Origin of the sequence: Pseudomonas sp. 13159349, from assembly GCF_013305685.1 — a bacterium.
In the GTDB taxonomy this organism is placed as follows: Bacteria; Pseudomonadota; Gammaproteobacteria; order Pseudomonadales; family Pseudomonadaceae; genus Aquipseudomonas; species Aquipseudomonas asiatica.
This window is the reverse complement of record NZ_CP045553.1, coordinates 5071415-5085534: the sequence shown is the minus strand read 5'-3', so window position 1 is coordinate 5085534 and position 14120 is coordinate 5071415. Positions and strand designations below refer to the sequence as shown.

Sequence of the window (14120 nt, the reverse complement as noted above, 5' to 3'; positions counted from 1 at the left end):
AAGCAATTTGCTAGCGCAGATTGCGGTGGTGAAGACGAAACAACCGAAAGTTCGCAACATCACAAATATCGCATATCCGAATTCGCTGGGCTGTCCATCTGGACATTCTGGCAACAGAATTTCTTGACGACCATAGAGCATTGGAACCACCTGATCCCATCCCGAACTCAGCAGTGAAACGATGCATCGCCGATGGTAGTGTGGGGTTTCCCCATGTGAGAGTAGGTCATCGTCAAGATTCATTTCGCAAAACCCCTATCTGCACATGCAGGTAGGGGTTTTGTCTTTCTGGCCAATAAGCCCAGACCTGTACAACTCTCCTCTGTGGGAGCTTCAGCCTGATGGCACTCGGCCCTATCGGGCATCCGCGTGATATCGTGCCCTCTCAGCCCCCAGCGCCAGCCAGAGACCTCCCGATGCCCAACAGCACTCACCTCCACCCCGGCTTCATGATCGTCCACGGCAACCGCCTCGACGACCTGCGCAGCCTGGTGGTGAGCTGGATGCGTCGCTATCCCTTGGCACCTCTGGAAAACGAAATCGCCCTGGTGCAAAGCAATGGCATCGCCCAATGGCTCAAACTGGCGCTTGCCGAAGACCCTCAGGACGATGACCAGGGCGGCTGTGGCATCGCCGCCGCCATCGATGTGCAACTGCCAGGCAGCTTCATGTGGCAGCTTTACCGCAGCGTGCTGGGCCGTGACGAAATTCCCGAAGTCTCCCTGCTCGACAAGGCACCGCTGACCTGGCGTCTGATGCGTCTGCTCCCGGCTTTGATCGAACGTCCCCATTTCGAGCCGTTGCGACGCTTCCTCACCGACGACAGCGACCTGCGCAAGCGTTACCAGCTCGCCGAGCGCCTGGCCGACCTGTTCGACCAGTATCAGGTCTACCGCGCCGACTGGCTCAAGGACTGGGCCGCTGGCGAGCACATCCTCAACACCGCCCGCGGTGAACGCAAGGCGCTGCCCCCGGGCAACCGCTGGCAGGCCGAGTTGTGGCGTGCATTGCTGGAGGATGTTGGTGAGCAGGGCATGGCGCAGAGCCGTGCCGGCGTACATCAACGCTTCATCGAACGGATCAACAGCCTGAAGCAGGCACCTGCCGGTCTGCCGGCCCGGGTGATCGTATTCGGTATCTCCTCGCTGCCAGCCCAGGCCCTCGAGGCACTGGCCGGCCTGGCACGCTTCAGCCAGGTGCTACTGTGCGTGCACAACCCCTGCCGCCACCACTGGGCCGATATCGTTGCCGACAAGGACCTGCTGCGCCACCAGTACAAGCGCCAGCAACGCAAGCAGGGCATGCCCTTGCAACTGGACGACCAGTCGCTACACCAACATGCCCACCCTTTGCTGGCCGCCTGGGGCAAACAAGGCCGCGACTACATCAACCTGCTCGACAGCTACGATGACCCCGGCAGTTACCAGGGCGTGTTCAGCGACGGTCGAATCGACCTGTTCAGTGAGGGCTCGCCCACCACGCTGCTCAACCAGTTGCAGGACGACATCCTCGAACTGCGTCCGCTCGCCGAAACTCGTGAGCAGTGGCATCCAGTCGACCCAGCGAAGGACCGCTCGATCCGCTTCCACATCGCCCACAGCCCGCAACGCGAAGTGGAGATCCTCCACGATCAGTTACTGGCCCGGTTCAGCGCAGACCCAACCCTGCGCCCACGTGACGTGATCGTCATGCTGCCGGCCATCGATACCTACGCGCCACATATTCGCGCCGTATTCGGCCAGTTGCAGCGCAACGATCCGCGCTACATCCCGTTCACCCTGACCGACCAGGGCCAACGTGGCCGCGAACCCTTGTTGATTGCCCTCGAACACCTGCTCAAGCTGCCGGACAGCCGCTTTGCGGTCAGCGAAGTGCTCGACCTGCTGGATGTGCCGGCAGTCCGCGCCCGTTTCGGCATACGCGAAAACGATCTGCCCACACTGCACCGCTGGATCGAGGGTGCCGGCATCCGTTGGGGCCTCAATGCCGAGCAGCGGGCCAGCCTGGGCTTGCCTGCTGGGCTGGAACAGAACAGCTGGCGGTTCGGCCTGCGCCGCATGCTGCTGGGTTATGCCGTAGGCGTGGGTGAGGCCTGTGACGGCATCGAACCCTACGATGAAATCGGTGGCCTGGATGCGGCGCTGATTGGCCCGCTGGTCGCCTTGCTCGACGCGCTCGAAGTGGCCGGCCAGGCCTTGTCCGAGCCTGCCACTGTCAGCCAGTGGGGGGAACGCCTGCATGCCTTGCTGCAAGTGTTTTTCCTGGCCGAGGGCGAGCGCGACGAGTTCCTGCTGGTGCAGTTGCAGGATCTGCGTGATAGCTGGCTCGAGGTGTGCGAGGCCGTCGGCCTGCAAGACCCATTGCCGCTGACCGTAGTGCGCGAAGCCTGGCTGTCGGGCCTCGACCAGGGCAAGTTGTCCCAGCGCTTCCTCGCCGGCTCGGTGAACTTCTGTACCCTCATGCCGATGCGCGCCATCCCGTTCCGGGTGGTCTGCCTGCTGGGCATGAACGATGGCGATTATCCCCGCGCCCAGCAGCCGCTGGACTTCGACCTGATGGCCAGCGACTACCGCCCCGGTGACCGCTCGCGCCGTGAGGATGACCGCTACCTGCTGCTCGAAGCGCTGTTGTCGGCCCGCGACCAGCTGTATGTCAGCTGGGTCGGGCGCAGTATCCGCGACAACAGCGAACGCCCGGCCTCGGTGCTCATCGGCCAGTTGCGCGATCACCTTGCAGCCGGCTGGCAGCTGGCAGGCGCGGAGCAGGGGCAGCCGGCAGAACCAGGCGAGCAACTGCTGCACGCACTGACCCAGGAGCACCCGCTGCAACCGTTCAGTTCACGCTACTTCCAGAAGGGCAGCCCGCTGTTCAGCTTTGCTCACGAATGGCAGGTGTTGCACCAGCAGGGCCAGGAGGACCAGCAGGCTGACCCCGGCCTACCGCCATACCATGACGAGGAGGCCTTGAGCCTGACCCAGCTGAATGACTTCCTGCGCCACCCGGTGCGGCATTTCTTCAGCCAGCGTCTGAAGGTGTACTTCGAAGCGCTGGAAGCACCGACCCCGGACGAGGAACCCTTCGTCCTCGATACCCTGCAACGATACGGCGCCAGTGAAAGCCTGTTGGGTGCAGCGCTGGCCGAGCCGGACAATGCCGAACAGGCCCTGCAGGCGCAAGCCCGGCGCTTGCAGGGCTGTGGCGTGCTGCCACTGGCCGGCTTTGGCGAACTGCTGCAGCGCGAGCTGATCGAGCCCCTGCCAGACCTGCTGCAACGCCACCGCCAGCTATTGCAACGCTGGCCGCAGCTGGTCGAGGGGGCATTGCCCGTGCATTTCGAGCACGGCCCACACCGCCTCGAAGGGTGGCTTGGGCGGGTATTCCAGGCAGATGACCAGAGCCTGCTCAGCATCACCACCGTACCCAACACTATCAGTGCCGGGCGTAACGCCCTCAAGTGGCACCGCCTGATCGCGCCCTGGGTCACGCACCTGGCGGCCTGCGCGGCGGGCTACCCCTATAACAGCGCGCTGGTGGCCAGCGACCTGACCCTGCTGCTTGAGCCACTGCCGCAAGCGCAGGCGGCGCAATTGCTGGGCGACCTGCTGGTAGCCCGTCAGGCGGCGATGAATGCGCCGTTGCCGGTCGCGGCCAAGACCGCGTTCGCTTGGCTGGCCCAGGACGATAGCGACAAAGCCCTGGCTGCTGCCGCCCGCGCCTACGAAGGCGACGAGCGCACCAGCTTCGGCGAGCGCAGTGAAAGCATCGCCCTGGCCCGGCAGTTCCGCGACTTTGCCGCACTCACCGCTGATGAAACCTTCGAAGGCTGGTGCGAAGCCTTGTACCGCCCATTGTTCAACGCCCCGTGGCAGACCCTGGGCAACCCGGAGAAAGGCGCATGACCCAGGACCGTCCCCTGGCACTGAGTTTCCCCCTGCATGGCAGCCAGCTGATCGAGGCCAGCGCCGGCACGGGCAAGACCTTCACCATTTCGGCGCTGTACCTGCGTCTGATCCTCGGTCACGGTGGCGAGCAGGGCTTCAACCGCGAGCTGCTACCACCGCAGATCCTCGTGGTGACCTTCACCGACGCCGCCACCAAAGAGCTGCGCGAACGTATTCGCGCCCGCCTGGCCGAAGCTGCGCGGTTCTTCCGTGGCGAGCTGGAGGCGGCCGACCCGCTGTTACACCAACTGCGTGACGACTATCCGGAAGAAGCCTGGCCACGCTGTGCCGGGCGCCTGGAAATTGCCGTGCAGTGGATGGACGAGGCAGCGGTATCGACCATCCACGGCTGGTGCCAGCGCATGCTGCGCGAACATGCCTTCGACAGCGGCAGCCTGTTCACCCAGACCCTGGAAACAGACCACAGCGAACTGCTGGGTCAGGTCATGCGCGACTACTGGCGGCGCTTCTGCTACGGCATGCAAGGCGACGCGCTGGCCTGGGTGCGTGGCCACTGGGGCAGCCCCGACGCCTTGCTGCCGCGGATCCGCCCGCTGTTCGGTCGCGTGCGCGTCCAGCACGATGGGCCCGAGCCGGCGGCACTGATCCAGGCATCGCTGCAGCAGCGTGGCGAGCAGTTGGCCCGGCTCAAGGCGCCTTGGGCGCAATGGGCCGAGGAATTGCGCCAGATCTGCCGTGATGCACTGGCCGCCAAACAGGTCGATGGCCGCAAGATGCAGGCCCGTTACTTCGAGCCCTGGTTCGACAAACTCTGCGCCTGGGCCGCAGACGAACAACTGGTGGAACTTGACCTGGGCACCGGCTTTACCCGCCTGACCCCAGCGGGCATGGCCGAAGCCTGGAAGGGCGAGCCACCCGAGCACCCGGCCCTCAATGCCATGCAGAGCTTGCAGCAACAGTTACAGGCCCTGGACAGCCCGGATGCCCCATTGCTCGAGCATGCCGCCAACTGGGTAGCGGCACGCTTCGAAGTGGAGAAGCGTCGGCGTGCGGAAATGGGCTTCGACGACATGCCCCTGCGCCTGCAGCATGCCCTGGCCAGCGAGGCCGGCGAGCGCTTGGCCAGCCTGATCCGCGAACAGTTCCCGGTGGCGTTGATCGACGAGTTCCAGGACACCGACCCGGTGCAGTACGGCATCTTCGAGCGCATCTACCAGATCAGCGAAAACCGCGCCGAGACCGGCCTGTTCATGATCGGCGACCCCAAGCAGGCGATCTATGCCTTCCGTGGCGCCGACATCTACACCTACCTTGCCGCCCGCCGTGCCACCAGTGGTCGCCTGCACAGCCTGGACACCAACTACCGCTCCAGCAAGGCCATGGTCGCGGCGGTCAACCAGGTGTTCCTGCAGGCCGAGGCGCGTGAGGCAGGGCGTGGCGCATTCCTGTTCCGCGAGGCTGATGACAACCCGCTGCCGTTCATCGAGGTCCGCGCCAAAGGCCGTGGCGAACAGCTGTTGATCGACGGTGAAGCCTGCGCAGCCCTGCAATGCTGGCATCTGGAAAGCGAAGAGCCGGTCTCCGGCAGCGTTTACCGGCAGCAGCTGGCAGCCAGTTGCGCCAGCCATATCGTCGCCTTGCTCAATGGCGGCCAGCAAGGCACGGCTGGTTTCCAGAATGCCGAGGGCGAACTACGCCCGTGCCTGCCATCGGACATCGCCATCCTGGTGCGCGATGGCCATGAAGCGCAGATGGTCCGCGCCGAGCTTGCCGCGCGCGAGGTGCGTAGTGTGTACCTGTCCGACAAGGACTCGGTATTCGCCGCCCAGGAAGCCCACGACCTGTTGGCCTGGCTAAAGGCCTGTGCCGAACCCGACTCGGAGCGCCTGCTCAAGGCCGCCCTGGCCAGCCTTACCCTCGATCTGTCGCTGGCTGCGCTGGACCGCCTGAACCAGGACGAGCGGGTCTGGGAAGACTGGGTCATGCGTTTTCGCCGTTACCGCGACACCTGGCAGCGCCAGGGCGTGCTGCCGATGCTGCGGCACCTGCTGCATGACTTCCAGCTGCCGCGCACGCTGATCCGCCGCAGCGATGGCGAGCGGGTGCTGACCAACCTGCTGCACCTGGCCGAGCTGCTGCAACAGGCCGCCGGCGAACTGGACGGCGAACAGGCGCTGATCCGCCACCTGGCCGAGCACCTGGCCAGTTCCGGCCAAGCTGGTGAAGAGCAGATCCTGCGCCTGGAGAGTGACGAGCAGTTGGTGAAAGTGGTGACCATCCACAAATCCAAGGGCCTGGAATACCCCTTGGTCTACCTGCCGTTCATCTGCACCAGCAAACCGGTGGACGGCAGCCGCCTGCCGTTGGCCTGGCATGATAGCCAGGGCAACGCCCATCTCACTCTCACACCAGACCAGGAACAGATCGACCGCGCCGACGACGAGCGCCTGGCCGAAGACCTGCGCCTGCTCTATGTGGCCCTGACCCGTGCCCAGCATGCCTGCTGGCTGGGTGTCGCCGACCTCAAGCGGGGCAACCAGAAGAGCTCGCAACTGCACCGCTCGGCGTTCGGCTACCTGCTGGGAGGCGGCCTCGCCCTGCCGGGCCCGCAACAACTGACAGACTGGTTGCAGGCCTTGGCTGCAACTTGCCCGCACATCAGCTGCCCGGGCCTACCGTCGGCAGATGAGCAGGTATATCGCATGCCGCACGCCGAGCATGAGCTGCTGCCTGCCCGCAAGCCGCGCCGCGCGGCGGGGGCCGAGCATTGGTGGATTGCCTCGTACAGTGCCCTGCGCGTCGGCGACCAGACCCTCGGTGCCGACAGTTCCCAGGCCCAGCAGTTACTGGATGATGAAGTGGTCGATACCCAGATGCTGCGCGAGGTCCCGGCCGACAGTGGCGATATTCACCGCTTCCCGCGCGGGCCCAACCCCGGCACCTTCCTGCATGGTTTGCTGGAATGGGTTGGCCGCGAGGGTTTCAGCCAGGTCAGCGGCAATGCACGGCTGATCGAGCGAACCGTTGGCCAGCGCTGCAACCGTCGTGACTGGACCGGCTGGATCCCCACCCTGACGCATTGGCTGCAGCGCCTGCTGGGCGAAGCGCTGCCGTTGCCGGGCAACGACCTCGGTGTAACGCTCGGACAGCTGCGCCACTACCAGATCGAAATGGAGTTCTGGTTCGCCAGCCACCAGGTCGATGCCGAACAACTCGACCGCCTGGTGGCACGCCACACCCACCCTGGCCTGGCCCGCCCGGCGGCGCAGCCGACCGTGCTCAATGGCATGTTCAAAGGTTTCATCGACCTGGCTTTCGAGCTGGACGGGCGTTACTACGTGACTGACTACAAGTCCAACTGGCTGGGCCCGGACATTCAGGCCTACGATGCCCCGGCCATGGAAAAGGCCATCCTCGAACATCGCTACGACCTGCAGTACGTGCTGTACCTGCTGGCCCTGCATCGGCAGTTGCGCGCCCGCCTGTCTGACTACGACTACGACCGCCATGTCGGCGGCGCCCTGTTCATCTTCCTGCGAGGTGCCAGCAGCAGTGGTCACGGCGTTTACCACGCCAAGCCACCGCGTGAGCTGATCGAAAGCCTCGATGCGCTGTTCCGTGGTGAGCACCCGCCCGTGCAGCAGGACCTGTTTGCCGGAGCCGTGATATGAGCCGAAGCCTAGTCGACCTGTTGCCCACCCCGCTGCACGCCGAGCACCTGCTTGCATTGGCACCACAGCATGACAGCGGTGACCTGCTGCAACTGCTCGACCGCTGGGTAGAGCGCGGCTGGCTGCGTGCCCTGGACCGTGCATTCGTATCATTTCTGGAGGAGCTAGCCCCCGGTAGCGACCCACTGCTGTTGCTGGCCGCCGCCCTGGCCAGCCACCAACTGGGCCACGGCCATGTCTGCCTCGACCTGCAGCAGACCCTGGCCGAGCCCGATTTCGCCCTGTCCTTGCCGCCTGAAGGCGACGCCTTGACCGGCCCCTTGCTGCTGCCTTCGCAGTTGCTCGCCGACCTCGACCTGCACGCCTGGCGCCAGCGCATTGCCGCCAGTCCGCTGGTGGCCGCCGGTGGTACTTCGGGCCAGCAAGCACGGCCTCTGGTGCTCAGCGGGGAGCGCCTGTACTTGCGCCGTTACTGGAATTACGAGCGGCGCATCGACCACACACTTCGCCAGCGCCTGACCCAGTCCGAAGCGCCCCCGGCCGACTTGCGTGGCCGCCTGGCGCAGCTGTTTGACGGTGGTACGCCGGCTGGCCAGGTGGACTGGCAGAAGCTCGCCTGCGCCCTTGCCACCCGCGCAGGCTTCAGCATCATCACCGGCGGCCCCGGCACGGGCAAGACAACCACCGTGGTACGCCTTTTGGCCTTGCTGCAGGCGCCGGCGGTGGAGCAGGGCAGGCCATTGCGCATTCGCCTGGCCGCGCCGACCGGCAAGGCGGCTGCGCGCCTGACCGAATCCATTGGCCAGCAGGTCGAGCGCCTGCAGGTCAGCGCCCAGGTGCGCGGGCAGATCCCCACCGAGGTCAGCACCGTGCACCGCCTGCTCGGCAGCCGCCCCGGTTCGCGGCACTTCCGCCACCATGCCGGCAACCCGCTGCCGTTGGACGTGCTGGTGGTCGACGAAGCGTCGATGATCGACCTGGAAATGATGGCCAACCTGCTCGATGCCCTGCCGCCACGGGCACGCCTGGTACTGCTGGGCGACAAGGACCAGCTGGCCTCCGTCGAGGCCGGTGCGGTACTGGGTGACCTGTGCCGGGATGCCGAGGAGGGGTGTTACTCGCCAGAGACCGAGGCATGGCTGGAGCAGACCGGTGGCGAATCGCTGGCGGGCATCGGCCTCAAGGCCGGCGATGAGCAACGTAATCCGCTTGCCCAGCAAGTGGTGATGCTGCGCTTCTCGCGGCGTTTTGGCGAAGGTAGCGGCATTGGCCAACTGGCCCGGCTGGTCAATCGCCAGGACTCCCACGCGGCCCGCAACCTGCTGGCCACGCCGCCGCCCGATGTGCATAGCCTGGCCCTGAAGCACGAACAGGACCGCGCCTTCGACCGCCTGCTGCTCGACGGCCTGAACCGCGGCAGCGACGGCCCGCAGGGTTATCGCAGCTACCTGCGTACCCTTGGCCGTTTCCGCCCGGCACTCGATACCGCCGTTGATGACCCCGCGTGGGAGCAATGGGCGGGCAAGGTGCTGCACAGCTTCGAAGACTTCCAGTTGCTGTGTGCGGTACGCCGCGGCGCCTGGGGTGTCGAAGGCCTCAACGAGCGGGTGGCGCGGGTACTGCACAATGCCGGGCTGATCGACAGCCAGCAGCCCTGGTACGAAGGGCGGCCGGTGCTGGTCACCCGCAATGACTACGGCCTGGGCCTGATGAACGGTGACATCGGCATCGCCCTGCGTCTGCCGGATGAGCGCGGCGAACCCTTGCTGCGCGTGGCCTTCCCGCGTAACGACGGCAGTGGGGGCGTGCGCTTCGTCCTGCCCAGCCGGCTGAACGAAGTGGAAACGGTATTCGCCATGACCGTGCACAAGTCCCAAGGCTCAGAGTTCAGCCACACCGCGCTGGTGCTGCCGGATGCGCTCAACCCGGTGCTGACCAAGGAACTGGTATACACCGGCATCACCCGCGCCAAGCATTGCTTCAGCCTGGTCGAGCCTCGTCAGGGTATTTTCGAAGAGGCGGTGGCGCGCAAGGTGCGGCGTATTTCCGGGTTGATGCTGGAGCAGGTGTAGGACCGATAAGGCCCTATCGCCGGCAAGCTCCCACAGGTGCAGCGCAGTTTTCAAGGGCTGTGGAGTCCTTGTGGGAGCTGGCTTGCCGGCGATGGGGCCATCAATCCCCATGCACAAAGCTGCTCGTACCTACATTGATGCGGCCATGTGCTATCGTTGCGCCGATATCGGAAAGGACCTTAAGAGATTTCCCACATGAACGTGGCCGCAAGGCGAGTGACGAGATGTGTGCTTTCGCTATTGCTGGCCGCCCTGTTCCTTTCCGCAGGTCCGGCCCAGGCAGACCCCGCCATGACTGCCGCCCAGGCGCAGCAACGTGCCAAGGCGGTCACCCAGGTGGTGTTGGGCATCTTCAGCTACGCCCGCTGGCCCGTCGAACCTTCGCCCTTGCGCCTGTGCCTGGTCGGCCCGACCGAATACGCCGATGACCTGATCAAAGGCCATGTGCAGGAGTCTGGCCGACCGCTGCAGGTGCGGCGGCTGCTGGCAGACGATAGCCAGGTCGCCCAGGCCTGCGACGCCATCTACATTGGCAAACTCGACCAGGGCCAGCGCGACCGGCTGTTCGAGCGCGTCAGTGGCCACCCGGTGCTGAGCATCAGCGAGGCAGACGACCCGTGCACGGTCGGTAGCCTGTTCTGCTTGCGGGTCAGCGACCAACAGGTAGCCTTTGAAGTCAACCTGGACTCGGTGGCACGCTCCGGCGTGCACATTCATCCCAGCGTGCTGCAATTGTCGCGGCGCCGGGCGGTGCAACCATGAAACCAACCCGCAAGCGCGGCGTGCGCCCGACCCTGCGCTCGGTGCTGGGCCGTGGCCACCTCAGCGTCGCCTTGCTCGCCGTGGGCCTGGCCGGCATATCCCTGACCCTGCTGGGCGTGCTCGCCTTGCGTGTCTACGCCAACGACAACCTGCACCTGATCGCCCGCTCGATCAGCTACACCGTGGAAGCGGCGGTGGTGTTTGACGACAGCGCTGCGGCCAATGAGTCGCTGGCGCTGATTGCCAGTACCGAGGAAGTGGCCGAAGCCAGGGTCTTCAACAACGAAGGCGAGCAGCTGGCGCATTGGCAGCGCAGCGATACCGGCGTGCTCGCGCGGCTGGAGGCGCAGGTGGCCACCGCCTTGCTGGATGAGCCGATCAACCTGCCGATCACGCACCAGCAACAGCAGGTCGGGCGCATCGAGCTGGTTGGCCAGGGGAGAAGCCTGTTGCTGTTCCTGTTCAGCGGGTTGGCCGGCATTCTGTTCTGCACGGTGCTCAGCGCCCTGGCTGCCCAGTACCTGTCGCGGCGTCTGCTAAGCGATATCGTCCGCCCGCTGCGCGGCCTGGCCAGTGTCGCCCACGCTGCCCGCCGCGAGCGCCGTTTCGACCGGCGCGTGCCGGAAGCGCCGATTGCCGAGCTCCACGAACTGGGCAATGACTTCAATGCCCTGCTGGATGAGCTGGAGGTATGGCACAGCCACCTGCAGAACGAAAACCAGACCCTGGCGCACCAGGCCAGCCACGACAGCCTGACCGGCCTGCCCAACCGCGCCTTCTTCGAGGGGCGCCTGAGCCGCAGCGTGCGCAATGCCGAACGGCAGCAGGATCACCTGGCGCTGCTGTTCCTCGACAGTGACCACTTCAAGCAGATCAACGACACCCTCGGCCATGCGGTCGGCGACGAAGTGCTGATAAGCGTGGCCGACCGCGTTCGCGCCCTGCTGCGCGAGCACGACCTGGTAGCGCGCCTGGGTGGCGATGAGTTCGCCGTGCTGCTGACGCCTTTGCATTCGCGCCAGGACGCCGAGCACATTGCCGAGAAGATCGTTGCCAGCATGAAGTTGCCGGTGCAGCTGGACAGCGGTCGCAGTATCGCCACCTCGTTGAGTGTCGGTATTGCCTATTACCCGGATGACGGCGCCGACCCCGCCAGTCTTCTGAATGCCGCCGATGCGGCGATGTACCAGGCCAAGCGCAAACGCCGTGGCCATTGGCAAGTGGCGCAGACGGAACGGTCCGCCAGCGAAATCAAGAACAGGAGTTGAACCCGTGTTACAGGCTTTGCGTTTCCCCCTTTGGGTCTTGTTGCTCGCCGTGCTGGGGCTGACCGGCTGCCAGAGCGCTCCGCCCAAAGGCCTGACCGCCGAGCAGATTGCCGTGCTCAAGCGTGAAGGCTTTACCCCGACCGACGAAGGCTGGGCCTACGATTTGTCCGGCAAGGTGCTGTTCGGCAGCGACCTGGACAACCTCAACAGCCAGAGCCAGGCGATTGTCGAGCGTATTGGCAAGTCGCTGCTCGGCGTTGGCATCCAGGGCGTGCGGGTGGACGGGCACGCCGACTCGTCCGGCAAGGTGGCGTATAACCAGCAACTGTCCGAGCGCCGTGCGCAGAGCGTTGCCAGGGCGCTGGTCGGGGTAGGCATGCCGGCGCAGAACATCCAGTCCCGCGGGCTGGGCAGCAGCCAGCCGGTGGCGAACAACCGCACCAGCGCCGGGCGTACCGAGAACCGGCGGGTGTCCATTGTGGTGGCTTCCTACTGACCACAGCCTCCCAGGCCAGCATATCCGCGTGTAGGGGCGGGCTTGCCCGCGAAGCAGGCAACGCGTTGCCTGGCACCGGCTGCGCCGGTGTTCGCCGGCAAGCCGGCTCCCACAGGTACAGCACCTGTCTTGAATCCAGCACAGTACCTGTGGGAGCGGGCAAGCCCGCGAAGCAGGCGACTCGGTGTCTGGCACCGGCTGTTCCGGTGATCGCCGGCAAGCCGGCTCCCACAGTTACAGCACCTGTCTTGAATCCAGCACAGTGCCTGTGGGAGCGGGCAAGCCCGCGAAGCAGGCGACTCGGTGTCTGGCACCGGCTGCGCCGGTGATCGCCGGCAAGCCGGCTCCCACAGTTACAGCACCTGTCTTGAATCCAGCACAGTGCCTGTGGGAGCGGGCAAGCCCGCGAAGCAGGCGACTCGGTGACTGGCACCGGCTGCGCCGGTGTTCGCCGGCAAGCCGGCTCCCACAGGTACAGCGCCTGTCTTGAATCCAGCACAGTGCCTGTGGGAGCGGGCAAGCCCGCGAAGCAGGCGACTCGGTGACTGGCACCGGCTGCGCCGGTGTTCGCCGGCAAGCCGGCTCCCACAGGTACAGCACCTGTCTTGAATCCAGCACAGTGCCTGTGGGAGCGGGCAAGCCCGCGAAGCAGGCGACTCGGTGACTGGCACCGGCTGCGCCGGTGTTCGCCGGCAAGCCGGCTCCCACAGGTACAGCACCTGTCTTGAATCCAGCACAGTGCCTGTGGGAGCGGGCAAGCCCGCGAAGCAGGCGACTCGGTGACTGGCACCGGCTGCGCCGGTGTTCGCGGGCACGCCCGCTCCTACAGGTCCTGCGCATGCCTTGAATCCGGCGCAGACCTTGTGGGAGCTGGCTTGCCGGCTATGGGCTACGCAGCAGCCCCTCATTCCTGAGCAAAGCGCATCTCCCGTGTCTCCCCCATCAACAACGGTGCATTCGCCTCGGTCACCCCTCGGATGTAATCCCACAGCAGGGTAATCCGCTTCAACTTCCTCAAATCCTCCCGGCAATACATCCAGAACTGCCGCGTCACCTCGATCTCCTCCGGCAGCACCGTCACCAACCGCGGGTCCTGTGCGGCGAGGAAGCACGGCAGAATTGCCAACCCACGTCCTTGCAAAGCTGCCGTGTACTGGGCAATCACGCTGGTACTGCGTAAATGCGCGCTGGCGCTGGGGATCAGGTTGGCCAGGTACAGCAGCTCCGAACTGAACGCCAGGTCGTCCACGTAGCTGATGAACGGGTGCCTGGCCAGGTCCGCGATCTGGTTGATCGGTGCATGGCTGTCCAGGTAGCCCTGGGTCGCGTAAAGCCGCAAGCGGTAGTCGCACAGCTTGCAGCACACATAAGGCCCATGCTCCGGCCGCTCCAGGGCGATGACGATGTCCGCCTCGCGCTTGGACAGGCTGATGAAGTGCGGCAGCGGCAGGATGTCCACCGAAATCGCCGGGTAGGCATCGACGAAATGGCTTAGCTGCGGGGTGACGAAGAAACTGCCGAAGCCTTCGGTGCAGCCCATGCGCACATGCCCCGACAACGCCACACCCGAGCCGGACACCTGCTCGCAAGCCATGTGCAGCGTGCTCTCGATCGACTCGGCATAGCCCAGCAAGCGCTGGCCCTCGGCGGTGAGGACAAAGCCGTTGGTCCGGGATTTCTCGAACAGCAAGGTGCCCAGCGCCCCCTCCAGCGAGCTGATGCGCCGCGACACAGTGGTGTAGTCCACGCTCAGGCGCTTGGCGGCGCTGCTGGCCTTGCGCGTACGCGCCACTTCAAGGAAGAACTTCAGGTCGTCCCAGTTGAGCGCGCTCAGGGATGTAAGGTCTTTTTGCATGATGATCCGGTTTTTTTGTGCGTTCTTGTTGGATGTTTGCACATCTATACTCGAAACAAGCCTCAGGACGCCACCTCGCGTTTGCACGGCGCTG

At 65.2% G+C, this 14120-nt stretch carries 7 protein-coding genes and 1 rRNA gene; 7 read left to right on the top strand and 1 reads right to left on the bottom strand.

The window, feature by feature from the left end:
* Positions 1–122: 122 nt before the first annotated feature.
* The 7 genes from rrf to GEV38_RS23405 all read left to right on the top strand — a co-directional run bounded on the left by rrf (position 123) and on the right by GEV38_RS23405 (position 12171).
* Positions 123–238: ribosomal RNA gene (rrf, locus tag GEV38_RS23435) — 5S ribosomal RNA — on the top strand.
* 178 nt (positions 239–416) lie between these two features.
* Positions 417–3899, top strand: coding sequence for an exodeoxyribonuclease V subunit gamma (recC, locus tag GEV38_RS23430; RefSeq protein ID WP_015271831.1), 3483 nt, complete (start codon positions 417–419; stop codon positions 3897–3899).
* Positions 3896–7573 carry an exodeoxyribonuclease V subunit beta gene (recB, locus tag GEV38_RS23425; RefSeq protein ID WP_173896027.1) on the top strand — a complete coding sequence of 1226 codons (3678 nt, stop codon included), beginning with the start codon at positions 3896–3898 and terminating at the stop codon, positions 7571–7573. The genes recC and recB overlap by 4 nt, the downstream gene beginning before the upstream one ends.
* Positions 7570–9645 carry an exodeoxyribonuclease V subunit alpha gene (gene recD, locus GEV38_RS23420; protein WP_054571843.1) on the top strand — a complete coding sequence of 692 codons (2076 nt, stop codon included), beginning with the start codon at positions 7570–7572 and terminating at the stop codon, positions 9643–9645. Before recB ends, recD begins: the two co-directional genes overlap by 4 nt.
* A gap of 195 nt (positions 9646–9840) precedes the next feature.
* Positions 9841–10407, top strand: coding sequence for a YfiR family protein (locus tag GEV38_RS23415; protein ID WP_043935908.1), 567 nt, complete (start codon positions 9841–9843; stop codon positions 10405–10407).
* On the top strand, positions 10404–11675 hold the full coding sequence (locus GEV38_RS23410) for a diguanylate cyclase domain-containing protein (RefSeq protein ID WP_054571842.1): 1272 nt from the start codon (positions 10404–10406) through the stop codon (positions 11673–11675). Before GEV38_RS23415 ends, GEV38_RS23410 begins: the two co-directional genes overlap by 4 nt.
* Positions 11676–11679: 4 nt before the next feature.
* Positions 11680–12171, top strand: coding sequence for an OmpA family protein (locus tag GEV38_RS23405; protein WP_054571841.1), 492 nt, complete (start codon positions 11680–11682; stop codon positions 12169–12171).
* Between the two features lie 904 nt (positions 12172–13075).
* Here the strand turns inward: GEV38_RS23405 and GEV38_RS23400 are convergent.
* A complete protein-coding gene (locus tag GEV38_RS23400; RefSeq protein WP_025340665.1) occupies positions 13076–14026 on the bottom strand; it encodes a LysR family transcriptional regulator in 951 nt (316 codons plus the stop codon).
* Positions 14027–14120: the final 94 nt, after the last annotated feature.

Coding starts and splice junctions, on each gene's coding strand:
- recC (WP_015271831.1), top strand. CDS start 417: ATGCCCAACAGCACTCACCTCCACCCCGGCTTCATGATCGTCCACGGC.
- recB (WP_173896027.1), top strand. CDS start 3,896: ATGACCCAGGACCGTCCCCTGGCACTGAGTTTCCCCCTGCATGGCAGC.
- recD (WP_054571843.1), top strand. CDS start 7,570: ATGAGCCGAAGCCTAGTCGACCTGTTGCCCACCCCGCTGCACGCCGAG.
- GEV38_RS23415 (WP_043935908.1), top strand. CDS start 9,841: ATGAACGTGGCCGCAAGGCGAGTGACGAGATGTGTGCTTTCGCTATTG.
- GEV38_RS23410 (WP_054571842.1), top strand. CDS start 10,404: ATGAAACCAACCCGCAAGCGCGGCGTGCGCCCGACCCTGCGCTCGGTG.
- GEV38_RS23400 (WP_025340665.1), bottom strand. CDS start 14,026: ATGCAAAAAGACCTTACATCCCTGAGCGCGCTCAACTGGGACGACCTG.